This window comes from Mucilaginibacter kameinonensis (assembly GCF_003675385.1).
Taxonomy (GTDB): domain Bacteria; phylum Bacteroidota; class Bacteroidia; order Sphingobacteriales; family Sphingobacteriaceae; genus Mucilaginibacter; species Mucilaginibacter kameinonensis.
The window spans coordinates 778,453-802,608 of record NZ_RCWZ01000003.1 but is presented as its reverse complement, the minus strand read 5'-3'; the positions used below and the strand labels follow the sequence as shown (position 1 = coordinate 802,608).

The following is a 24,156-nucleotide window of genomic DNA, read 5'->3' as shown; positions in this document are numbered from 1 at the left end:
GAAATCAATGCCATTCTTCCCGGTACACAAACTTGGGCATTTGCCAGTTGTATTTGATAGAGAGCAAGCGTAGCGCCAGACCAATGATACAAGCTATTACAATTGCCACACCATTTGGGGCGCCCAATTGTTCAAGGCCTAAATAAAATGCCCCGGTAACAATAGAGGCGCTGGCATAAACTTCCTTTCTAAATAATAATGGTACTTCATTACATAACACATCGCGCAATACACCACCCGCACATCCGGTTATCATACCACTTAGTAAGATAATGATCATGGGCAGGTTGATCTGCTCGGCTATCTGGCAGCCGATAATGGTAAATACCACTAAGCCGAGAGCGTCCAGGTAAAGGAATAATGTTTTCATCTTGGTCATGATGCGGGCAATAATGGCGGCCAATATGGCTGCTGCCGCGGTGATCACCAAATATTCGGGATGCTCTACCCAACTCATCGGGTAATGGTTAAAGAGGATATTGCGCACCGTACCACCGCCTAAGGCTGTTACCCAGGCTATAATACAAACACCAACCCAATCCATATCTCTTCGCCCTGCAGATAAAGCAGCCGTCATGGCCTCGGCAATAATAGCTATAATGTAAAGGATGTGAAGCATATAGGTAATATTAAGTGAATCTTTCAGGGTTCCCCTTTTAGGGGGTTAGGGGGCTTCGGGTTTCATCCAGCCTCTTCCTTCTGTAAACCGGGCCACTAACATGGCCGCGACTGTATCTCCGGTTGCGTTCAGCAGGGTTGCCATCGGATCTACGAGCGTACCAATTATAATTGCAGGGGGAAGGGCTTCGGGCGGGAAACCGTAGGCCGAGATAAATAGTAACTCGCCTATATAACCACCATTGGGTATACCGCCTTCAACAAGGCTCACCAGAACTGTCATTGCAAGAGCTATGATAATCGTTTCGGCATTGTTGAAGCTTTTGCCGAACAGTGCGAAAACCACGGCCATTTTTACTATGGATGAGATGCTTGATCCATCTTTATGCAAAGTGCCCCCAAGAGGGATAGTAATATTGGCAATAGCATCTGAGATGCCCATTTTTTTAGCGGCATCTAAATTAGCCGGGATAGTGGCAATACTGCTGCAGGTACCCACCGCCGTAGCCGATGGCACGATATTATTTTTCCAGTACCGTTTAACCGCGCTTACGCCGCCTGCAATAAATGCATAAGCACTAAATAACGCCAGGTAATAAAAAGCGCCTACGCCATAATATAAAGCCATAGAACGCGCGTAGCCGCCAAACAATTGCGGGCCGAATACGCCAACCTGGTAAGCAAAATAAGCTCCCAAACCAATAGGGCCAACCCTCATAATGAGAATAAAAATATTCTTGAAAACCTCGTTGCCACTGTGGAGGAAATTGGCAAATGCTTTACCTTTTTCGCCGGCGTGCAGTGTGGCAAATCCCGTGATCACCGCGAAAATGATCATGGCCAGCATACTTTTACGTGATAACAGCTGGTAAAACTCACTGGTGGTAAACAAGCTGGTTAATTGATCGCCGAAAGGCTTTTTTGTGATGGCTTCGGTGATAGGACTGGCAACAAGATGCTGATGGATAGGGAAGATCCAGATGGCGATAATGGTAACTATTGCAGCCACCAGTACCGTAGAGACAAACACGAGCGAAGTAACTCCTAATAGTTTCCCCAGCTTTTGCGAACTATCCAGAGCCGCGATGGCCGAAGCTATGGCGAAGAAAACCAGCGGCACAACAGCGGTAAACAACAGGTTCAGGAAAATATCGCCAATAGGCTTAATGATTTCCACCTTATTACCTAAAACAGCCCCGGCAATACTGCCTATGATAATGCCTGTTATTAATAGGATAATGCCTTTGTAGTTTTTAAACCAGCTGTTCATTGTGCTAAGATAATTGTTAGGTTTTGTTTTTAATGAAGTGGTACATAATTGTGTCCGTTGAATTCATGCCTATTTTAAATTCTGACATATTTGTGGAAATATAATCTCTTTGTTACTGATGAAAAATGGCAATCGCCAATGGCTTCATAGGAACATCCCGTCTTAAATAAGATTTTCCCCAATCACTGCATCTCTCCTAAATTTATATATTAGCGTCCCATTATAAGCACCGAATGCAAGTAGAACAAGCCGGGGAATTTATCCTCGACAAAATAAGAAGCGAGCTCCCCGAACATTTCCATTACCACAATGCCGATCATGCGCTTGATGTTTATACCGCTGCAAAACAAATCGCGGCAGGCGAGGGGATAAGCGGCCTTGAGCTGGACTTATTACTTACAGCAGCCTATTACCATGACTCGGGCTTTTTGTTCGGGCAGACCAATCATGAGGAAAGCTCATGCAAAAACGCACGACAATACCTGCCTCAATTTGGTTATACTGCGGATGAAATTGAACAGGTTTGCGATATTATTATGGCAACCAAAATGCCGCAAAGCCCTCATAATCATTTAGGGCAGATAATTTGTGATGCCGATTTGGATTATTTGGGCCGAAATGATTTTTTTATCCTCAGTAAAAGGTTATTTTCGGAACTTGTAATTACAGATCACCTTGAATCGGAATTGGAGTGGGACAGGCAGCAGGTGAAGTTCCTGCAGAGCCATCACTACTTCACCCAAACTGCGCTCAGGCTCAGGGCCGAATGTAAAAACGAACACTTAACAGCTATCACACAACGACTATAAAATACTGCGATTAATGACACAGCCGGGTTTAAAAATTGAAGAAGTTATCAAAGATGTAGTAACCGTTATCATTGGTATTTTATTCTGCGGTTTCGCTTTAAAAGGTTTTTTGGTACCCAATAGTTTCTTCGATGGCGGGGTAACCGGCATCTCATTGCTTATTCATGAGCTTTATCATTTTAATATAGCCTATGTAATTATCATAGCCAACATCCCTTTTATTATCATGGGAATGTTCCAGGTTAATAAATCATTTGCCCTGAAAACGTTCGCATGTGTAATTGGTCTTGGCCTGTGTTTACAATTTATAGAATATCCGGTTATAACCCAGGATAAACTATTGGTATCTATTTTTGGTGGTGTGTTCATGGGCCTGGGCGTAGGGCTATCCATTCGTGGTGGTTGCGCGTTGGATGGTATCGAGATATTAGCTTTATACACGCTGAAACGCAGTAGTTTCACCATCAGCGAGATCATTTTAGGTATTAACATCATCATCTTCCTGATAGCGGCAGTTGAATTGGGCCTACCTACGGCGCTGTACTCAATTTTGACTTATTATACCGCATCAAGAACAATAACTTTTGTAATTGATGGGTTGGAAGAATACACTGCGGTGAATATTATCTCAGGTCAAAGCGAGATCATTAAAGAACGATTGGTGATGGAACTCGGTCGAGGAATCACCATTTACAAAGGCGAGCGTGGCTTTATGAAAGAGAGCTTTGATGTTCACCAGCCGGTTGACATCATCTTTACTGTAGTAACCCGTTTAGAAGTTCGCCGGTTAAAAAACCTGGTACATAGTATCGATCCTAAAGCTTTCGTTTTCACTAATAGTATTAAAGAAGCCGCCGGTGGTGTGTTGAAGAAGAAAGTTAGGGATCATTAATATCCCAATTTGCCATTGCGAGTGAAGCGTGGCAACTGCACGTAAGCATAGCCACTCTGTATAGCATGCGATTGCTTCGTTTCTCGCAATGACATTTAATATAAAAACAGCAATGCCATCCCAAAAGGATGGCATTGCTGTTAAATAAAAAACTACTTCGGGTTTAGCGGAGCGTAACCCGGAGTGGGCATTGCTTAAGCTTTCAGCTTAAGTATTAAAGTTCAGAACCTTGATTGTATTGCAGCCAACTGGCTTAGTACTTAGACTCCCGACTTAAAACTTAATCAACCACCTCATAAATCTCCACCGGATTAGCTTTGTTTTTTAAACTAACCTCACCAATTTTGTTGAGCGCGAAAGATCCCTTAGCCTGTTCATACACATCGGAGCTAACTATGATCTGGTTGGCCTGGGCTACAGTTTGCAGGCGCTGGGCCAGGTTCACGGCATCACCTATAACGGTATAATCGAGTCGTTTTAAGGTTGCGGAGCCGATGTTACCTGAGATCATTTCGCCCGAATTAATACCAATAGAAACGGATGGTTTAAAAGTTTTATCACCGGCCTGGATCTCGTCGGCCCCGTGCATTTTATCGCGCACGGCGAGGGCCGCGTCAATGGCACGGTCAAGGTGGTATTCGCCACGGAAAACAGCCATTACAGCGTCGCCCATAAATTTATCAATATGGCCGTTTTGAGCTATGATCTCCTGTACCATAATGTCAAAGTATTTATTGATCATGCCTACAACGGTATTGGCGGCAACGTGCTCTGTTATAGCGGTAAAGCCGCAGATATCGATGAATAACACTGTTGCCTCAATGGTTTCGTTACTCAAAAGGCTGTTCTCAAACTCTTTATGGGTCATGAAGTTGAGCACATTTTCATCCACATACATGCGCAGGATATTGTTTTCCTTGATGGCCTGCATGGTTTTTTTTAGTTCGATAACGTGTTGTAAAGTTTTTTCGATAGTAATGTCAAGGTCTTCAAAGTTTACCGGTTTGCACACAAAATCAAATGCGCCACGGTTCATGGCGGTGCGGATATTATCCATATCACTATAAGCTGAAACCATTACCGCTTTCAAAACAGGATTGGCATCGGGCAGTTTGGTGAGCAGGGTAAGGCCATCCATTTCGGGCATATTGATGTCGCTCAAAACAACATCAATATCCGGGTGGGAAGCCAGTTGAGTTAACGCTTCAAAACCATTTTGGGCAAATACAAATTCATATACCCCTTCCCTTATCTTTTTTCTGAATTTTTGCCTGATCAGTAATTCCAGGTCCTGTTCGTCATCTACTACCAGTATCTTGGCCATTATTGTTCTAAGTGTTTAAGTTTGTCTTTCAAATTATTAAAATCAAGCGGCTTGGTTAAAAAATCATTTGCGCCAAGTTCCATTGATTGTTTGTAGTTTTCATCATCGCCATAAGCGGTTATCATCATTACAACCGGTGGTGGTTTCTCATAGCTGTGCCTGATGTTACGTAACAGCTCCAAACCGCTCATGCCCGGCATATTAATATCAGATAAGATCAGGATTACCTGCGAATGATGCTCTTCCAAAAAATGAAGTGCTTCCTCACCGGATAGGGCGAAGTTAAACTCTACCTCTCCGTTTTTTATTTCTTTCCTGAAACGTTGCAAAAACAAGGGTTGAACATCGGCCTCGTCATCAACAACAAGTATTTTCATAGCAGTTCAAAGTTAAATTATTGGATGGTTTTATTTTTGTTAAACGTAAAAATTACGGGCGTTTAACTTTGGGTAACATTGCCTACGGGTATGCAGATCACAAAACGCGCAAACTCACCTTCGGCCGTTTCAACCTTAAGCTCACCGCCATGGCCTTTGGTAATAATATCATAGCTCATGGATAGTCCAAGGCCGGTTCCTTGCCCGGTAGGTTTGGTGGTAAAAAATGGCTGGTAAATTTTATCCAATACTTTTTGTGGAATCCCTGTACCATTATCTTCCACGGTAATTTGCACCATGTTGACGCCCGATGGAGATCGTACCTTTTGGGTATTAACCGTTACTGTAGGCTCGTAACCATCGCCTAAAGTCCGTTTCTTTTCACTAACGGAGTAAAAAGAGTTATTAAAAAGGTTAAGCAACACACGGCCCAGATCTTGCGGAATAGCTTCTACTTTGCCCAGATCAGGATCAAAGCTGGTTTTCATGCCGGCATTAAATGATTTATCCTTGGCACGCAAGCCATGATAACTCAGGCGCAGGTATTCATCGGCAAGGGCGTTAATATCCGTAGGTTCTTTTTTACCGGTTGTGGCACGTGAGTGTTGCAGCATACCTTTAACAATAGCATCGGCACGTTTACCATGCTGGTTTATTTTGCTCAGGTTTTGGGTAATGTCGCTAATAATATCGCCCGCGTCTTCCTTTACATCGTCGGGCAGTTTATCAAGTACCTCGTCTTTCAGTTCCTCCAATAGTTCGATACTTACCTCGCTAAAGTTGTTTACAAAGTTAAGCGGGTTCTGGATCTCGTGGGCGATACCGGCGGTAAGCTCACCCAATGAAGCCATTTTTTCCGATTGGATCAGCTGGGCCTGGGTACTTTTCAATTCGGACAGCGCTAGTTGAAGTTCTTCGGTTTGTTTAGTAAGCTCGGCAGTACGCTCACGCACTTCACTTTCCAGGTTTACCTTCATGGCGGCCATCATGCGGTTTTGTTCCTGTTCGGCAAAGCGCTGTTTGCGTTCGTTTTCCAGCGCTTTGGTTTGTTTTCTGCTGATAAGCCAAAGTGAAAACGCCCAGATGAGCGAGAACACCACCAGGCTTTGTATCATGTTGTCATGATTGTCATAAAATGTAGGGAACCATTTTTCCAATACATCCTGTATTAACCCGGCAATAGCGTAGGGGATTAACGCAAAGGCAAGCTGTTTTCCCGACCGCAGGTCTTCGATATAGTAAGGGCATACTACAACCCCTAAAAAAAACAGGTGTGAGATTACCGTGGTCAGTTTTTCTCCGTGGTCAAAACTTACGCCAAATATAAAAATGGCGATAGCTATGTAATAGCCTATGTTAAGGTATTTGTTCCACTTAGTTAGCAGACCATCCATTTTCAGGTGTCTCCTGTACTGGGTTATCACAAATACGGCGAGGAAAGGTTCTAAACTCATGAAGGCAGTTTTTGTCTTTTTATTAAATGCGAAGCCGAAATTTAACAATTTTACAATGATTATTAAACTATGCGGGTAATTTAATTGGCAGGCGAAAACAATTTGCAATTAGCTGTTAGGCTATTAAAAAAATATAACGATTATTGGCCCGTGTATCAGTGTTCTGTTTAAAAAGCAGAAAACATCTGTTTTTGATATTAAACCTATCTATATAAAAAAATGAGTAGTACCAATACAAGCAATACTTTCAGCATGGTAAATACCATGCGTTGGTATGGCCCCAATGATCCGGTGAGTTTAAATGATATTCGGCAGGCAGGCTGCACAGGCGTTGTGAGCGCCCTGCATCAAATTCCCAATGGCCAGGTTTGGAGCGTTGAAGCCATTAATGAACGCAAGGCTATTGTTGAAGCTGCCGGCCTTACCTGGGATGTAGTTGAAAGCGTACCTGTACACGAAGCCATCAAAACACAAACCGATGGTTACCTGCAGTATATCGAAAACTATAAGCAAAGCCTGCAAAACCTGGCTACCTGTGGAATTCATATAGTTACTTATAATTTTATGCCGGTATTGGATTGGACACGTACCGATCTGAGTTTTACTGTTGAGGATGGCTCGAAAGCCCTTCGCTTTGAAAAAGCAGCCTTCATAGCCTTTGACGTTTTTATGCTGAAAAGAAAAGGGGCAGAGCAGGAATATACTGCTGATGACCTTGCCCGCGCTAAAGCACGTTTTGAAGGCATGAGCGATGACGACAAACAATTGCTACAGCGCAATATCATAGCCGGTTTGCCGGGCAGCGAGGAAAGCTTTACGCTGGATAAATTCAGAGAAGCTCTTTCTGCCTATGATGGTATTGATGCAGATAAGTTAAGGCAAAACCTGATCTTCTTCCTGAAGCAGGTGATCCCGGTTGCTGATGCTAATAATATTAAAATGGTTATCCACCCGGATGATCCTCCGTATGCTATTTTAGGCCTGCCAAGGGTAGTAAGTACTGCGGAACATATCAATGCGCTTATTGAAGCGGTTCCGTCATTAAACAATGGCTTATGTTTCTGTACGGGATCATACGGGGTAAGGCCCGATAATGATCTACCTGCTATGGTTAAACAATTTGGCGACAGGATCAATTTTATCCACTTACGTAGCACCCGCCGTAATGAGTTTGGTGATTTTTATGAAGATAACCATTTGGAGGGCGATGTAGATATGTTTGCAGTAGTAAAAGAACTGGTACAGGTAATGAAACAACGCCGGTTAAGTATCCCTATGCGCCCGGATCACGGTCACCAAATGCTGGATGACCTGAAAAAGAAAACCAATCCGGGCTATTCGGCCATTGGCAGGCTTCGTGGCCTGGCCGAGCTGAGGGGGCTTGAGCTGGGAATTATCCGGTCTTTGGAAAACTAATTTTTACCATCTCCGGAAAAAAAACAAAGGCCTTTGCATATAGCGAAGGCCTTAATTGCTTATTATTGGTTAGGTGCTGTTAGCCCATGTTGTAAAAAAACTGCTCTGCTATAATTTTTCCGTCCTTTACCTCGTAAACGGCTACTTCATTCATTGGCATACGGCCGCCTTCTTTGTAGGTAACATCCATATCCATAGTTACCGCGAAAAAGTTACCGGTAACAACAGGATCTGATACCTCACCACTGTGAACCTCCTGTACCGAAGCATACCAGTATTCTGTTTTGCCTTTAACGGCTTCTTTACCCTCGGTAAGTTCCATTGGCGAACCTTTTGGCTCACGGCTCACAATATTATCTGCATAAAGCTCATCAATAGCCTGGGTATGCTGGCCCTCGCGGCAATACTGTACTAATTTTTCTGCTACTTCGGTGGTGGTCATGATCTTATGGTTTTAATTGTTGATATAAAGTTAGTTAATAACCTCTCAAACCAATCTCTTGTTTCCTTTAAATTTCTGTTAAGTTTGATACGGATCGTATCCCCCGAAAAAAAATAAAAATTTTCTGTAACCATTTTATGCCGCCGAAGTACTTAAGGTATATTACATAATTACAAACTGATTGAACACGCTTACAGACAATGCCATTATGCTAAAGGTGAAAGCCGGCGACCTTGACAGGATGGGTATGCTCTTTGAACGCTACAATCGGCAGTTGTATGGCTTTCTGTTCCACATGACCTATCAGCGGGAACTGAGCGAAGACATGGTGCAGCAGGTGTTTTATAAGATGCTCAAATACCGTCACACTTTTACCGGCACCGGCGAATATATCCACTGGATGTACTCTATCGCCCGCAATGTTTTAAAAGATCACTGGCGCAAAAACAAGCAGCAGGTACAGCATGAAGGTGTGGAAGCGGCCGAAACCATTGCCGGAGGCCTGGTACCCGATGAAGCCTTTGAAAAAAAGCAGGCCAAAGCCGAGCTGCACCGGGCCATGGGAAAGTTAAGCGAAAGTCAGCGGGAAATTTTAGCCCTGAGCCGGTTCCAGGAGCTAAAATGCCAGGAGATAGCGCAGATACTGGGCATGACCGAAGGTACGGTGAAGGTGCGCATTCACCGGGCCATGCAGGAGCTTAAAAGTATTTATGTAAAAATGGAACGATAAAACAGTATTAAGATGAAATGTGAGCTATATGAGGAACTGTTTACCGGTTGGATAAACAAAGAGCTAAGTGCCGAAGAAAAAGGGGTGCTGGAACAGCATATATCCGGCTGCGACCATTGCCGTACCGAATTGGAGGCCTTGCAGCAGCTATGGGGCCATATAGGGCAAATTGAAACACCCGAACCCTCGGCCAATATGAGCGTAAAGTTTTATGCCATGCTCGATACTTACAAAGAATCGGTAAAGGAGCAAAGAAGCCTTTGGGCAGATATTAAATATCAATTGAGCAACTTTTGGCAGTGGCAACCGCGCTGGCCTATGGCTTACAACCTGGTAATGATTGTGATATTGGTTGTTGGCGGCTACCTGTTGTTCGGAAAAAATAAAAGCGACGATCAGGACAGACAATTGCAAGCGTTAAGCTCACAGGTGCATGAGCTTAAGCAAACCATGATGCTGGCCCTGCTTGAAAATCCATCAGCATCTGAACGGATCAGGGGGGTGAGCTATACCAGCGAGATCAAACATGCTGATAAGCAGGTAATAGATGCTTTACTGGCCACGCTCAATAACGATCCGAATGTGAATGTTCGTTTGAGTACGCTCGACGCCCTGACACATCTTGCCGGGCACCCGGAGGTGAGGGAAGGTCTCATCAAGTCGATAGTTGAACAGGATTCGCCGCTGATGCAACTGGCTATTGCCGATGTGATGCTGAAACTGCAGGAAAAGCGATCTGTAAACTCGTTCAAAGAGCTCTTAAAACAAAAAGACCTTGATCATGGCGTACGCGACAAGATCAAGCAAACTATAACCCAACTAATTTAAAATAAACCAAATCATGAAAAGATCACTAATACCTGTTTTAACAGGTCTGGGGCTGTGCCTTGCCCAAATTTCGGCCCATGCCCAGGATTTTAAGGAGCACGTGAGCAAGCAGTTTACCTTGCAGGGAGCGGCTTCGGGCACCACATTGGCTATTTACAATGTTTTTGGATCGATAAACGTGCAGGGATATTCGGGTAACCAGGTATCTATCGAGATAGATGAAACCATCCGTGGTAACGAATCATCTGATGTAGAACAAGGTAAAAAGGAGTTTAAACTGGGATTTGAACAAAAAGCCGATAGCATAATTGCCTACACGGCCGAGCCTTATGACAGTCGCCCCCGCCGCAACTGGAACAGGGATGAGGAACACAGGCATGTTCATTATAGCGTGAAATTAGAATACACCGTGAAAGTACCTTATGGCATGAACCTTTGCGTATCAACGGTAAATGACGGAAACGTTGAAGTTAAAGATGTTTATGGCGCATTAAAAGTAAACAATGTGAATGGCGGCATAACCATCGCCAATGCCAAAGGTACAACCAACGCGCATACCATTAACGGGCCGCTTACGGTAACCTATCTTTCGGTACCGCCGGATGCTTCAAACTACTATACCCTTAACGGTAAATTGGAAGTCACTTATCCGGGCAACCTGGCGGCCGATCTGGAATTTAAAAGCATGAACGGCCAGTTCTATACCGATTTTCCGGATGCTGAAGTGCTGCCTACAAGGGTAAGCAAATCCGAATCAAAAAGCGGTGCCGGTACAACCTACAAACTCAGTAAAAATAACGGTGTACGCATAGGAGCAGGAGGGAAACTATTTAAGTTTGAAACCCTTAACGGCAATATTTATATCAAAAAACAACAGTAAATAAAATAACAACATGAAAACGATAAGATTTACAGGAATATTAATATTAACTGTGCTGCTAAGCGCGAGGCTTTGGGCACAGGAAGGCCAATTGGTAGTGCCTTTGAGCGAGCCGGGAAAACCATACAAGCTGGATATAAGTTTAGTTAACGGCTCTATTACCGTAACCGGGTACGATGGCAAGGATATTATCATTGATGCCCAGGGTGAAGAACGAAAGCACCGTGAAAAGGAGGCCGTTCCGGGAGGCATGAAGCGTTTATTTGCTGGTAATAATTTAGATGTTCAGGCCCAGGAAAATAATAACGAGGTAAATATTCATGGTAGCCCTAACAAAACCACTAACCTCACCATTAAAGTGCCAATGAATAGCACCAGCGTTAAGTTATCCACAGTAAATAATGGTAACATCAACGCAAGTAACCTTAGCGGCGATTTGGAGATCAGAAATGTTAACGGTTATATTAAACTGAACAATATTGCAGGCTCAGTTGTAGCCAACACGGTTAATGGCAACGTAGAGGTTACTTTTAGAAGCATCGATGCGAAAGCGGCTATGGCTTTTTCAACACTCAATGGTAAGGTTGATGTTACCTTCCCGGCCAGCCTTAAAGCCAATGTGAAATTAAAATCAGACCAGGGCGATATTTTTACTGATTTTGATGTGGCAACCGAGCAGCGTAAACCGGTGGTTACTAAAAACACCGGCGAAAAAGGAATGTACAGCCTGAAAATGGAGGACTGGGTTTACGGCAAAATAGCCGGCGGTGGCCAGGAACTGATGATGAAAACTACTTTCGGAAGTCTTTATATCCGTAAGGCAAAATAATCAATCTACTTTGCGATTATTAACCCGCGGCTTCGTCAGCTATTGGGGAAACCGCGGGCAATTTTATCAGCAAATTTCACCAGTTAGGCAGCTTCTGCATGGTTTTGCGAACAGCAGTAACATAAAACTAAACAGTAAAGTTGCAAATGGCTAATCGGTATAATGCACCATTATCGAGCCTGTAAATAACACCGATCTGCAGGGTGAAATAGCGGAAAAATAGGCACTGTTCCCATCTGTGAACCACATTTTGGCCTTTCTGTCCCAAAGCAAGTGGTTGATTATAAGTTTAAATGACAATTAAATGAAAATACTGCCAAAATGAGAGTGAATAGGCAGGGTTGATTACACAATTTGTGTGAAATTAGCGTTCCGGGGTAAAATACGGAGCGCTTTTTTTGCAAATTAGCTTTTAACTGACCGTTGAGCAATAGGCTATACCATTTTTCTGCACTATATTTGCTGACTGGTTACCTGTTGCAATTACATAATATAGTATGATTAAGCTTTTTATCGTGGGCTTTCCACGAGATATGGAAGAAATAGAACTTGTTGAACTGTTCAGCGCTTATGGTACGGTTAGTACCGTACGGATAATTACCGATAAAGACAGCGGCATTAGCAAAGGATATGGTTTTTTAGAAATGAGTGACGAGGCTGGCGCACAGCGTGCCATTGATGCCATGAATGGTGCTACTATCGACGAGCGTGAAATAAGCGTTAGGATAGCAGAGCAAAAACATCAGCCGCAACAAAAACAGCAGCAGCAGTTTGCAAGACCCAAACCTGGTTTCAATAAAGTAAAACCACAGGGCTACAATAAGCCCCGTTTCCCGAGGGAAAATAACAACAGGTTTGAGCAACAGGAAGCTGCCGCCCCGGCAAGAGCAAAACGTCCGCGCAGGCAGCAGCCATAAGCATCTTTCTTACTTTAGGAGTTGTAAAGTTCAGTTGCTAAAAACTGGTTCCTGAACTTGCCGTGCGGATCATATTCGGCTACCAAAGCTTTAAAAGCATCCATTTTTTCGTAACGTGCCGCTAATGTTTTAGCCGGAATGGTAAATATCTTACCCCAATGCGGTCTTGCTTTAAACGGAGAAAGTTCGCGTTCAATTTGGGGTAGCAATTTCAATACGGCCTCGGTTTCCTGTTTCCAGGTAAAATGGATAGCTACCGATTTTTGATTATGCGCGGGGCTCATCCATAGGTCATCAGCAGCAATAGTACGGATCTCGGTAATGAAAAGGTGGGGGCCAATTTGCTTGCCCAATTTAGCCACAGCGTCAATAGCTTCAACAGCATGGTCAAAAGGCACAAAAAACTCCGATTGCAGTTCTTTGCCGCTGCTTGGCGTAAAGCCCATTTTAAAATGCGGCAACCGCTCATACCAAGGGCCGGGAACGCCCATTTGTTCGGTACAGTTTTCGGCAGAGAGTGCTATAATAGGATGCAGGTTTTTTGTGGCTGCCTTTGCCCCGTAAAAGTCCTTCAGGTTTTCATCTTTATCTGTACCTATCCGGCTTTTTATCCAAACCTCGTTAATATGGTCACTTTGCCAGTCGGTAAAAAGGCTTACGCTGTATCCGGCCGATACAATTTTTTCAAAGTGCTGCTTTAGTTCGCTCATCGGTAAACCGGTAAATACGTGCTGCTTCATCATAAAAGTGGGCTGTATTTGCAGCGTGACTTTAGTGATCACACCTAAAGCGCCAAGTCCAACAACAGCGGCATTCAGCTTTGCTGCGTCTTTTGCTTTGGACAGATGCACAATGCTGCCATCGGCCTTAACAATTTCCAACCCCACAACAGCACTCGAAAGATTGCCATTTTTTACACCGGAACCATGAGTTGCCGTAGTGATTGAACCCGCTACCGAAATATGCGGTAATGATGCGAGGTTATGCAGGGCAAAGCCTTCTTTATGCAGATATGGTGCAAGCTCTCCGTATTTTATGCCGCCTTCAACGGTAACAGTGTGGTTTTGCTTATCGATAGATACTACCTTGTTCAGGTCGCGGGTTGATAGCAGGTTATCCTTGCTATCGGCTATGGTATTGAAACAATGCCTTGTACCTAAGGCTTTGATCTTATCATGCTTTTTGATCAGCTGCTGTACCTCTTCAACCGATTTTGGATAAAACACATTGCCCGTGCTGTAAGTTAAATTGCCCGACCAGTTTTGTAAACGTGATTGTTGTGCCCATGTTGGGAGCGATGATAATAAGGGAGATGCCATTAAGGTTGTACTTAATTGAATGAAAGTTTTTCTTTTCATAACAAATTGGTTACTACAAGGTAGCTAATTATAAAACAGAAATGAAAGAGAAAAGTATGTCCGCCTACCGGATTTTATTGGGTTGAAAAGTTTTTATCGTTTTTTAAAAAGTAAAAAATAGATTTTTAAATAATTTATAAACTTTTTTCTATTTTGGTGAAATAATTAATGTTTACCTGTTAATTCGGCATTAACTTTTGGTTAGGAATGAGTTTTTGGTAAATTGAAGTTGAAATAACTTATAAAATAATAGTGAAGGAAGTTTACGCCCCTTTTATTCCGGGTACTTATGATAAAAATAGCCTTAATGAGCTGTCAGTCCTGCTTGATAAGGAAGAAAAATACGCCATAGATAATCTATTATGGAGTGATACAGGATATTTTCCGTCGGTTAGCTTTTCAGTAGCGCATACGGAGCATGGCATCGCTTTAAAATACTTTGTACAGGAACAACATACGCAGGCCACGTTTACAAATGTGAATGATCCTGTTTATAGAGATAGCTGTGTGGAGTTTTTCATAGCATTTGCAGGCTATGATAATTACTATAACCTGGAATTTAATGCCGCCGGGACCGCGTTAGTTGGCTTTGGTAAAGACCGCAACGGCAGAGAACAAGTTCCGGACGATAAGGTAAGTAGCATAAAATCTTTCAGTACCATCAATTGGGCTGATGATCCTGCCGGCTTAAATGTGTGGGAACTGACATTGCTGATCCCTTTTGATGTTTTTGTTTATCATGATATTAAAACATTGAAAGAAACTACCTGCCGGGCGAATTTTTTTAAGTGCGGCGATGATCTGCCCGAACCGCATTTTATAAGCTGGAGTAATATTGATAGCGTTGTACCTGATTTCCACCTGTCGGATTTTTTTGGTACGATAAAGTTCATTTAAAATAAAATACCTCTAATCAAAACAAACTAATATGGCCCAAACAGCAAGTACAGTAATTGAATCGCCGGTAAAAAAATCAGCGATAAACCCGATTGTAATTATCGGTGCTTTATTCTTCATTTTTGGTTTTGTAACCTGGATGAATGGTACGCTCATTCCTTATTTAAAAATAGCCTGTGAGCTTAGTACCAAGGAAGCTTATTTTGTAACCACCGCCTTTTATATTGCTTACGTTGTAATGGGCATCCCGGCCGGCAAAACCATCAAGAAGTTTGGTTTTAAAAACGGCATGGCTATAGGCTTGTTTGTTATGGCTATTGGCGCGTTGATATTTATACCGGCCGCTATGAGCCGTACCTATGGGATATTTTTAATAGGCCTGTTTGTGCAGGGCACAGGTTTAACGGTTTTACAAACGGCTTCAAACCCTTATATCACCATTTTAGGCCCGGCCGAAACAGCTGCAAGGCGCATTAGTATCATGGGGATTTGTAATAAAATAGCGGGCGCTTTAGCCCCCGTTATTTTAGGAACAGTAGTACTCGCTAATATTGACGCGATAACCGAAAAGCTAAAAACCTTAAGCGCAACTGAAAAGGCGCTGGAATTAAATGAGCTTGCATCAAGGGTGATCATGCCTTATGGCATTATGGTGGTTGTTTTGATCCTGCTGGCTATACTTATCTATTTTTCATCATTGCCAGAAATCAACACTGAGCATGAAGACGAAGAGGTAGCTGCTGCAAATACAAATAAAACAAGTATTACACAGTTCCCGCATTTAATGCTTGGCGTAGCTACCTTATTTGTTTACGTAGGCGCCGAGGTTATTGCCGGCGATTCCATCTCGCTTTATGGCACTTCGCAGCATATCGCCTTATCAACAGCTAAATTCTTTACCTCATGTACCCTGGTATCTATGATAGTGGGCTATTTGGTTGGGGTTTTCTGCATCCCTAAATTCATAACTCAACAAAAGGCATTAGTGGCTTCGGCGATATTGGGGATTATTTTAACTATAGCTACCTTATTAACGCACGGTTACGCATCGGTGTTCTGTATCGCCTTGCTTGGCTTAGCCAATTCATTGATGTGGCCTGCTATATGGCCGCTGGCATTGGCTGGTTTGGGTCGGTTTACCAAAATAGCATCGTCATTATTGGTTATGGGTATTGCTGGCGGCGCTGTGTTGCCTCCGCTGTATGGCTATTTCTCTGAAAAATTTTCGGCACAATCGGCCTATATTATGCTAATTCCTATCTACCTGTTCATCCTGTATTATTCAACTTTAGGGCATAAAGCAGGCAGGGCTAATGTAAAAGCATAATTATAAAAGTTTATTTCTAAAACAAAACCGGGTATCAGTAGGCATTACTGGTACCCGGTTTTGTTTGTAGATAGTTATCTATTTGAACATTAGGTTGTTATGTGATCGCTATATTTCGTTATTATGTTGAAAATTTTACGATATATGGCTATGAATTTAAAGTCAATTTTGTTTAATTTGTTGATTGCTAATGTGTTGTGATTTTGGTTCGATTGTTGGCTTAAAACGGCTAAAATGAACAGCATCTACCGTAAAATTAGTTCATAACTTTTCATGAACTATGCTAATGAACAGGGTAAACAATTAAAGATCAGCACCATGAAAGACGTAAAAACCTGCAAAAAGCTAAATCGCACTTTGACCAAATGGGTCATCGATCTGCACGGCAAAGGTTACACTAATGATTTTTCACAGATAAACAATCAAAGATTACGTTGTATTCAAAACTGCGAGGATTTTCCAATCTCCGATCTTAGTATTAACGTAATAGATCAGGGTTTTGACCAGCTGACGCAAACGTATAAGTATATCCATACCATTGAAACTATGGATGGCGACAAAGGACTGCTGGTTATCGAGGCTTTGTGCGCTCCGCAGCTGGCAAACTGATATGGTGTCCGGGCCGCTTAATTCCCGCTATCTGATACGTGTTTACGGGTAATGCCCAGGCGTTTCATTTTGCTGTTTAATGTAGTTGAAGGTACATCCAGCAGTTCGGCGGCACCACCGGGGCCTGCAATACGTCCATTACATTTTTTTAGTATAGCCAGGATATAATCGCGTTCGTTTTCATCAATTGATTTAACCTTGTCGCCAATAGATACAACTGAAGCTGCCGGAGTTACGGCAGACGGAATTATACCGGGTAACATGATCCTTTCTATCACATTTCCCCGGGTTAAAAGTACGTTGCGTTCTATCAGGTGTTCCAGCTCGCGTACGTTGCCGGGCCAGTTATAGTTCATGAGGTCGGCTAAGGCCTGTTTGGATAGTGTGAGTTTTGGCCTGCCTGCCATAGCCGAATATTTTTCGATAAAATGCTCTGCCAGTACAGGGATATCATCCTTGCGCTCACGTAAAGAAGGGAGGATGATAGGGAAGATGTTTAACCGGTAATACAGATCTAACCGGAACTTACCTGCCGCTACTTCTTTTTCAAGGTTACAATTGGTAGCCGCTATCACACGTACATCAACCTTAATGGTTTCTCTGCCGCCAAGTTTTTCCACTTCTTTTTCCTGCAATACGCGTAATAATTTGGCTTGAGATTCAAGTGGTAGTTCGCCAATTTCATCGAGGAATATGGTACCTCCGGATGCCTGTTCAAATTTACCGGCCCGCTTGTCAACCGCTCCTGTAAACGCGCCTTTTTCATGGCCAAATAATTCGGATTCAATTAAATGAGTTGGCAGGGCGGCGCAATTAACAACTACCAACTGCTTTTTGCTTCGTGGCGATAGCTGGTGGATACATTTAGCAAAGCGTTCCTTCCCGGTGCCGCTTTCGCCTAAAATAAGTACCGATGTTTCAGTAGGCGCTACAAGGCTCAGGTGGTCAAGCGCGGTAAGCATTAAATGACTGCTGCCGATGATGCCTTCAAAGCCTGGTTTGCTTTCAGTTTTAATAGGGACTTCTTTTTTAGCGACAGGTCTGATAGCTACATTGTCCGCCTGCTTCATTATACCCTCAATAGCGGCCGATAATGATCGCTGCAACCTGTTGGCCAGCGCAAGATGCCGGTTGTTGTAGGCATCAGCCTTACGGCTATAAAAAGAAAAGGTAAAACCAGGCTGCCCGGCAACCGGGATATACATCACCAGGTTTGATGCCATTTGGAAGGTTTTCGCGATCAGTTTTTTGGCGGGGTTTTGTTGTGTCAGCTTCGTGAAATCAGCATCGTTGTACCATGCTGATCTTTTATCTTCATCGGCTGCCTCCTGGAGTTTTAACAGTTCGTTTCTTTTTAACCCGGTTATGTTCAGCAATTCATCAATGCCAATAGTTTGGTATTCATTAAAGCTTAATCTCAGATAACTTGATCCTTCGTACGGAATGGGGCCAAGGTTTTTCATGCCAATGGCCAGGTAATCAAAGGAGATATGTGGCTGCAATGCTTTAGCTATCCTGAGCAGTTTTTGGTCCCATTCGGTTGGGTCGCCTATAATATCGTTTAACGAGTTTTGCAGCGTAAGCTCATTGTTGCGTTTAGTGCTCATGTTTTGCTCATGCAAATATTGGGCTATCTGCAGGCTCACCAGCACATCCTTTTCGCGAAAGGGTTTCACCATAAAGCCATATGGGTTGGTGGCTTTGGCCTCTTCCAATATTTTTTGGTTTGAATTTGCCGAAAGGTAAACGAAAGCTATGTTCTCCTCTGCCAGTTCCTTCGCCAGGTCGATGCCCGTGAGCTCGCCCTGTAAATGAATATCCAGCAAAACCAGTTGGGGCTTATTCAGTTTGATGATTTCCCGGGCCTCTTCAACCGAATCGGCTATGCCGCAAACATCATAACCGGCTTTTTCCAGTATGAACGACAAATCGTTTGCTACTATAAATTCATCTTCAACAATAAGTATCCTTTGGCTCATAGTGTATAGGTATTAAATGTTTTTAACCGCTTTTATAAACTTATCATTAGTAAATTCAATAATTACCGAAAGGCCATTATCGTTTTCGACTTTAAATGTACCGCCAACCTGCTTGCTTAGGCCCCTGATAAGGCTCATGCCCAGGGTTTTGCTCTTGGTAATATTTTCGGGCGATGGAATGCCGCTGCCATTATCACTGATCTTCAAAATATAGGTATTATGATCGGTTTCTTCCATGCTGATACTGATCTTTCCCTCTCTGCCGTCTTTAAAGGCATATTTAATAGCATTAGTAATCGCCTCGTTCAGGATCAAACCCAGCGGAACAGCGCGCGTTACGTCAAACTCAGCATCAACAATATGGGTTTCAAAACTGATCCTTGTACCGGTATCAAAGCTTGTCTTTAAATAATCAACAAGATCGTTAATATAAGCCGGCATATCAACCAGGGCTAAATTTTCGGACTGGTAAAGCTTCTGATGAATCAGCGAAATGGACTGCATCCGGTGCTGGCTTTCGCGTATGGCGTTAAAAGCAATATCATTGGTAATATAGTTTGATTGGGTATTAAGCAGGCTAATCACGATTTGCAGGTTGTTTTTTACCCGGTGGTGGATTTCTTTCATCAACCATTCCTTCTCCTCCAGCAGGTTATCTTTTTCCTGCACAAGCGTAGTGAGCGACCTGTTTTTCTGGCTTATTTCGTTTTGCTGAACTTGTAGTTTTTGATTGATGCGCCGTTTTAACCTGAACCTGTTATAGTTTAAACCCAACAACAACGCCAGTAAAGCAGCGCCTGCAATAGTCAGGTTACGGGTAAGCCTTTCCTGTTTAATATTGGCTTTTTGAAGCTGTGCTTGTTTGGTAAGCAGTTGTATATTTTGCTCTTTTATCTTAAGCTCGTGGTCCTTTTTTTCAGTTTCGTACTGAATTTGTAGACGTTCAATTTCATTAGCTTTTTTTTTGCTGAACAGGGAGTCGTTAATAGCGGTATATTTTTTATAGGCTTCAACCGCCTCGGCATATTTGGTTTCGGCCGAGTCGAGTTTGAAGGCAAGCAAATATGATTTGGCAATATTTGCCGGGTTTTGATGCTCTATGCTCAAGCTGCGAAAATGGGCAAGGTGCTCGCGCGCAGGTTTATCCATCTTAAACGCAATATAAAAGTTGGCAATAGCATGTTGTACAATTTCCTGGGGGTTACTGTGCTGATCCAATTGCTTCGCTATTTCAAGTTGCTTTTTACAATATGCTAACCCTTCATCGTATTGCTTCATGGTGGCATAAGCAATCAGTATCAACGATTCGATAGTAGCGCGCTGCTCAATGCTCATGTTGGGCTGATTGGCCTCGGTTCGTTTTAAAAGCGGTATTACTTTTTCGGGCTTGTTGTATTTCAGGTAAATCACTGAGAGGTTAGATGCCAGCAAGATGATGGAGCCGCTATCCTTGTACTTTTCGGCAATCACCAGCGATTTTTCAAAATAGTTTTGAGCTATTTTAAACTGCCTTGTGATATAGTAGGTGAGGCCAAGCCTGTTATAAATAGTACAAAGCTGCATGGTGGTGTCGTTAACAGCTTCGGCAGTTTTGACGGCTAATAAACCGTATTTAATGGCCTTGTTATAATCGCCAAGTTGTGCCGATACACTCCCCATCAAATCGTAAATGCCTTGTAAATAAGGATAATGAATAGATTGATAAACGGCAAACGACTGCTTAAGTATGGTTAACGACTCTTCGTGACGACCGAGAATCTGTAAATTATCGCCAAGGTCTTTCAATACGTCGGCCTCACGCTTTTTATCAGTTGATTTATGCAGTTCGATGGACGCTTTTTGCAGGGATGCTATTTTGCGGTTAACGTCGTCACCCTCGAAAACGGCATGCGCATCGCCAAGCCTGATAACAGCTTCCGCGGTGGGACGGTACAATTTGTATTTTGTAAACAAATCAATTGCTTTTTGTATCATTGGGTAGCAGGCATCTTTATCTTTCCTGATAATACTGGCCTGTGCCATTAGTATATAACTGTTGCCTGTACCTTCAACGTATTTTAAGGAAGCACTGAGGTTTTCTGCCTGCGAAGCGTAATACTGTGCACTATCGGCAAGTTTTTTTGATAAGAAGTAGTTGCCGGTTTTTATCAACAGGTTTACACGTACAGAATCGGCATTACTTTTCTGTAATTGTTTTTTTAAAGCCGGCAGGGATGGTTGCTGCGCAAAACCCAATAAAGCACATAGCAGCAGGCAGCATGTAGCCAGCCACTTTTTTACCACCTCTTCGAAACTTGATTTAGCGTAGTCCATCAGTATGCTTCACACCATGAAGCCTTATTGTTATTTTAATGTGCGTATGCAAATGATATGCCTTTGCTTTAATGTGTTGATTTGTATTGTTTTATGGTTTATGTGATTTTCTGTAACTACTTTATTTCGTAAGGTTACTTTATTTCGCCATTTGGTTTTAATTGGGATTGGGTTTTAGCAGCTTTTCGTCCTTAAAATCAATACTGATGCTAAGACCGTTATTGTTTTCGAGCTTGAGGCTGCTGCCAATTTGTTTACTTAAGCCCCGCATTAAATTCATCCCTAACGACCGGCATTTGGCAATTTCAAAACCCTCCGGTAAACCAATGCCATTATCGCTAACACAAAGCCTGAAACTATTTTCCTGAACGCAACACAACGATACGCTGATGCAGCCGTCGGCGTCATTAGGGAAAGCGTATTTTATGGAGTTGGTAATCGCTTCGTTCAGGATGAGGCCGATGGGTACGGCCCTCGATACATCAAGCTCAAGATCAACCAGGTCTTTTTCAAAACAGATCCGTTTACCGGTGTCAAAACTGTTGCTTAAATATTCAATTAACTCGGCTATATAAATATGGGCCTCAATGAGAGCCCGGCTTTCTGACTGGTAAAGCTTTTGATGAATGAATGCTATTGACTGCATCCGGTGCTGGCTTTCGCGGATGGCGGCATGGGCTTTTTCATCGTTAAGGTAAACCGACTGCGTATTGAGCAGACTGATCACAATTTGCAGGTTGTTTTTTACCCGGTGATGGATCTCCTTGATAAGCCATTCTTTTTCTTCAATCAGCACGTCCTTTTGTTCGGCAAGATGCTCCAACGTTTCGTTTTTCTGATTAATCTCCAGTTGCTGGGCCTCCAGTTTTTGATTGGCAGATTGCTTAAGCCTGTAACGGCTATATATCACACTTGACAGCATAAAAAGTACTGCCGCGCAGGCTATTGTAATGTTTTGGATTAACCTTACCTGGTTAAGGTGCTGACGTTGTAAAACTTCCTGCTTTTTTAAAAGTGTGATGTTAATTTCCTGGTCTTTAAGCTGCTTGTCTTTGTTTTTAGTATGGTATTGGCTATCAAGCTGCGCTATTTGCCCCTTTTTAATTTGCTCAAATACCGAATCTTTTAAAGCAGCATACGCCCGGTAATGGGCTAAAGCCGCAAGATGGTTACCACGAAGAGAATCAAGTTTAAAAAGCCAAAGGTTATTTTGGGCCAGGCCGGCGGTGTTGTTTTGTGCTTTGCTTAATCCATTATGAAGGGTGATATAGCCAACTGCTTTATCAGCCTTTTTTGTTGCCAGAAAATAGGGGATCAGTGCCTGATAAATAGCGTATTGTTCTGTTGCCTCATTATTAATGCCTGTGGGAATGGATTGTAGTTTATCTGCATATTTATCAGCTACCTGGTACTGCTTAAGCGTTGCGGATATATTGAGCAGGCGTGTATAGAGTTGTATTTTTTGACTGATTGTTGCGGATGAAAGTCCGTTTTCTGTTTCCCTTAATAAATGAGAAGCCTTTTGCAGTTTGTTTTGCCTTTGGAACTGATCCGCACTATCGAGCAATAGATTAAACCTGTTTGAGTCGTGACTGACGCTTTGCTGACTTGCTGATTTGGCAGCTGATTTTTGGGGAATGCTTGACTGCCCCGAAACGGAAAACTGTATAAATAAGATAATGCCCAGGGTAAATAACAGTTTCATCAGTTTTTTGGCTATGCATAAAGCAGGCCAATAACTACTTAATAGTCATAATTTGGCGTTTTTTGCAGGTAGCACCGGTAAAATACTGATTATCATTCATAAATTCAAAAGAGGCCTCCCTATGAAATCCCAAGGTGTTCAAAACGCCTGACAAAAAACCTTGCGATATTTCGTCCCTTCTGTCCGGTGTCACGAAATATGGCGAGTGGTATTTTTGTTATTTACCGCTCTATTTCGCAACCCTTTTTTCGTCACGCCACGAGATAAAGTAATTTGTAAAATCTTGAACTTTGTTTAAATATCTGTTAATCAGTGTTTTGAATAATTGGTGTGCCAATTGCCATGATTGTGCCAAAATGATGAAACATAGCACAAGAATTTAGAGCGATCATGGAAAAGAAAGTTTCAAAAACAATAGTTTTTATAACCGGCGCTTTTGTAAGCAACAGTAGTTGGGATAACTGGAAAATATATTTTGAGGAGCAGGGATATACTACCCTGGCACCGGCCTGGCCGCATAAAAACGCATCGGCCTGTGATTTACGCCAAAGGCAGCCCGACGCTGCTATTGCATCACAGCGCCTGGCCGGTTTAACCGAATATTTTGTCGATATCATAAAGGCATTACCTCACAAACCCATCCTTATAGGGCATTCAATGGGCGGCCTGATAACACAATTATTGTTGCAGCGGGGTTTAGGAGCAGCTGGTGTCGCCATTCATTCCCTGCAGCCTAAAGGGGTATTTACTTTCAAATATTCGTTTTATAAAGCAGGCTGGGGAGCACTGGGCTTTTTTACCTCATCAAAAAAATCATATCTCATGTCGTTCAGGGAATGGCAGTACGCTTTTACCAATGGCATGAACTACGAGGATCAAAAGCAGGCCTACTATGACCTGGCAACGCCTGAATCAAAGTTACTGGTACGTGATGCACTGACTTACGATGCCCGGGTAGATTTTAACAGGCCGCATGCGCCATTGCTTTTTTTAGCAGGCAGTAACGACAATTTTATTCCGGCCTCGCTCAATTACGCCAACTATAAAAAATACAGTGATAAAAGTTCAATTACCGACTACCGGGAATCTGAAAGCCGCAATCATTACGTGCTTGGGCAGTCAACCTGGACAGAAGATGCAGAGTACATCGCCGGCTGGCTTGGCGCTTTGCCAGAGTAATTA

At 42.8% G+C, this 24,156-nt stretch carries 22 protein-coding genes; 12 read left to right on the top strand and 10 right to left on the bottom strand.

All coding sequences use genetic code 11. From position 1 onward, the window contains the following. Positions 1-4 precede the first annotated feature (4 nt). Both EAH55_RS16560 and EAH55_RS16555 read right to left on the bottom strand, forming a co-directional pair. Positions 5-619: a trimeric intracellular cation channel family protein gene (locus EAH55_RS16560; RefSeq protein ID WP_121810613.1), complete on the bottom strand. Its 615-nt coding sequence runs from the start codon at positions 617-619 to the stop codon at positions 5-7. A 45-nt stretch (positions 620-664) separates the two neighbouring features. Then, positions 665-1,888: a dicarboxylate/amino acid:cation symporter gene (locus EAH55_RS16555; protein WP_112572096.1), complete on the bottom strand. Its 1,224-nt coding sequence runs from the start codon at positions 1,886-1,888 to the stop codon at positions 665-667. Between the two features lie 233 nt (positions 1,889-2,121). On the opposite strand from EAH55_RS16555, the gene EAH55_RS16550 reads away from it, so the two are divergent. Both EAH55_RS16550 and EAH55_RS16545 read left to right on the top strand, forming a co-directional pair. Next, positions 2,122-2,697 (top strand): HD domain-containing protein, encoded by a 576-nt coding sequence (locus EAH55_RS16550; RefSeq protein ID WP_121810612.1) that lies wholly within the window; start codon positions 2,122-2,124, stop codon positions 2,695-2,697. Between the two features lie 13 nt (positions 2,698-2,710). Beyond that, the gene (locus EAH55_RS16545) at positions 2,711-3,589 is read left to right on the top strand and encodes a YitT family protein (protein ID WP_121810611.1); all 879 of its coding nucleotides are present in this window, start codon (positions 2,711-2,713) and stop codon (positions 3,587-3,589) included. A gap of 280 nt (positions 3,590-3,869) precedes the next feature. Here the strand turns inward: EAH55_RS16545 and EAH55_RS16540 are convergent, their stop codons facing one another. From EAH55_RS16540 to EAH55_RS16530, 3 genes are all read right to left on the bottom strand, one after another. After that, positions 3,870-4,913: an adenylate/guanylate cyclase domain-containing protein gene (locus tag EAH55_RS16540; RefSeq protein ID WP_208644866.1), complete on the bottom strand. Its 1,044-nt coding sequence runs from the start codon at positions 4,911-4,913 to the stop codon at positions 3,870-3,872. Beyond that, a complete protein-coding gene (locus tag EAH55_RS16535; protein WP_121227148.1) occupies positions 4,913-5,290 on the bottom strand; it encodes a response regulator in 378 nt (125 codons plus the stop codon). Before EAH55_RS16535 ends, EAH55_RS16540 begins: the two co-directional genes overlap by 1 nt. 62 nt (positions 5,291-5,352) lie before the next feature. After that, positions 5,353-6,744: a sensor histidine kinase gene (locus EAH55_RS16530; protein ID WP_121810924.1), complete on the bottom strand. Its 1,392-nt coding sequence runs from the start codon at positions 6,742-6,744 to the stop codon at positions 5,353-5,355. A 219-nt stretch (positions 6,745-6,963) separates the two neighbouring features. On the opposite strand from EAH55_RS16530, the gene uxuA reads away from it, so the two are divergent. Then, the gene (gene uxuA / locus EAH55_RS16525; protein WP_244228229.1) at positions 6,964-8,160 is read left to right on the top strand and encodes a mannonate dehydratase; all 1,197 of its coding nucleotides are present in this window, start codon (positions 6,964-6,966) and stop codon (positions 8,158-8,160) included. 79 nt (positions 8,161-8,239) lie between these two features. Here uxuA and EAH55_RS16520 read toward each other — a convergent pair whose 3' ends face one another. Then, entirely contained in the window at positions 8,240-8,602 is a 363-nt protein-coding gene (locus EAH55_RS16520; protein WP_112572091.1) for a nuclear transport factor 2 family protein, read from the bottom strand. Positions 8,603-8,783: 181 nt separating this feature from the next. Here EAH55_RS16520 and EAH55_RS16515 point away from each other — a divergent pair, with 181 nt between their 5' ends. The 5 genes from EAH55_RS16515 to EAH55_RS16495 all read left to right on the top strand — a co-directional run bounded on the left by EAH55_RS16515 (position 8,784) and on the right by EAH55_RS16495 (position 12,786). Continuing rightward, a complete protein-coding gene (locus tag EAH55_RS16515; RefSeq protein WP_208644865.1) occupies positions 8,784-9,332 on the top strand; it encodes an RNA polymerase sigma factor in 549 nt (182 codons plus the stop codon). A 12-nt stretch (positions 9,333-9,344) separates the two neighbouring features. Further along, positions 9,345-10,160 carry a HEAT repeat domain-containing protein gene (locus EAH55_RS16510; protein ID WP_121810609.1) on the top strand — a complete coding sequence of 272 codons (816 nt, stop codon included), beginning with the start codon at positions 9,345-9,347 and terminating at the stop codon, positions 10,158-10,160. Between the two features lie 13 nt (positions 10,161-10,173). Then, the gene (locus EAH55_RS16505) at positions 10,174-11,040 is read left to right on the top strand and encodes a DUF4097 family beta strand repeat-containing protein (RefSeq protein ID WP_112572088.1); all 867 of its coding nucleotides are present in this window, start codon (positions 10,174-10,176) and stop codon (positions 11,038-11,040) included. Between the two features lie 13 nt (positions 11,041-11,053). Beyond that, positions 11,054-11,869: a DUF4097 family beta strand repeat-containing protein gene (locus tag EAH55_RS16500; protein WP_121810608.1), complete on the top strand. Its 816-nt coding sequence runs from the start codon at positions 11,054-11,056 to the stop codon at positions 11,867-11,869. Positions 11,870-12,366: 497 nt separating this feature from the next. Then, positions 12,367-12,786, top strand: a complete 420-nt coding sequence (locus EAH55_RS16495) for an RNA recognition motif domain-containing protein (RefSeq protein ID WP_114938403.1) — start codon at positions 12,367-12,369, stop codon at positions 12,784-12,786. A gap of 14 nt (positions 12,787-12,800) precedes the next feature. Here the strand turns inward: EAH55_RS16495 and EAH55_RS16490 are convergent, their stop codons facing one another. Then, positions 12,801-14,144, bottom strand: coding sequence for an FAD-binding protein (locus tag EAH55_RS16490; protein WP_121810607.1), 1,344 nt, complete (start codon positions 14,142-14,144; stop codon positions 12,801-12,803). A 252-nt stretch (positions 14,145-14,396) separates the two neighbouring features. Here EAH55_RS16490 and EAH55_RS16485 point away from each other — a divergent pair, with 252 nt between their 5' ends. The 3 genes from EAH55_RS16485 (at position 14,397) to EAH55_RS16475 (ending at position 16,977) form a co-directional block, all read left to right on the top strand. Continuing rightward, positions 14,397-15,041, top strand: a complete 645-nt coding sequence (locus EAH55_RS16485; RefSeq protein ID WP_162996907.1) for a carbohydrate-binding family 9-like protein — start codon at positions 14,397-14,399, stop codon at positions 15,039-15,041. Positions 15,042-15,072: 31 nt separating this feature from the next. Further along, positions 15,073-16,368: a sugar MFS transporter gene (locus tag EAH55_RS16480; protein ID WP_114938400.1), complete on the top strand. Its 1,296-nt coding sequence runs from the start codon at positions 15,073-15,075 to the stop codon at positions 16,366-16,368. Positions 16,369-16,641: 273 nt separating this feature from the next. Beyond that, a complete protein-coding gene (locus EAH55_RS16475; RefSeq protein WP_121810605.1) occupies positions 16,642-16,977 on the top strand; it encodes a hypothetical protein in 336 nt (111 codons plus the stop codon). A gap of 17 nt (positions 16,978-16,994) precedes the next feature. On the opposite strand, the gene EAH55_RS16470 is transcribed toward EAH55_RS16475, so the two are convergent. The 3 genes from EAH55_RS16470 to EAH55_RS16460 all read right to left on the bottom strand — a co-directional run bounded on the left by EAH55_RS16470 (position 16,995) and on the right by EAH55_RS16460 (position 22,974). Then, positions 16,995-18,956 (bottom strand): sigma 54-interacting response regulator, encoded by a 1,962-nt coding sequence (locus tag EAH55_RS16470; protein ID WP_121810604.1) that lies wholly within the window; start codon positions 18,954-18,956, stop codon positions 16,995-16,997. Between the two features lie 12 nt (positions 18,957-18,968). After that, positions 18,969-21,269: a tetratricopeptide repeat-containing sensor histidine kinase gene (locus EAH55_RS16465; RefSeq protein WP_121810603.1), complete on the bottom strand. Its 2,301-nt coding sequence runs from the start codon at positions 21,267-21,269 to the stop codon at positions 18,969-18,971. Positions 21,270-21,426: 157 nt separating this feature from the next. Then, a complete protein-coding gene (locus EAH55_RS16460; RefSeq protein WP_121810602.1) occupies positions 21,427-22,974 on the bottom strand; it encodes a sensor histidine kinase in 1,548 nt (515 codons plus the stop codon). A 390-nt stretch (positions 22,975-23,364) separates the two neighbouring features. Between EAH55_RS16460 and EAH55_RS16455 the strand changes: the two genes are divergently transcribed. Further along, complete coding sequence (locus tag EAH55_RS16455) at positions 23,365-24,153, top strand: alpha/beta hydrolase (RefSeq protein WP_121810601.1); 789 nt, start codon at positions 23,365-23,367, stop codon at positions 24,151-24,153. Positions 24,154-24,156 lie beyond the last annotated feature (3 nt).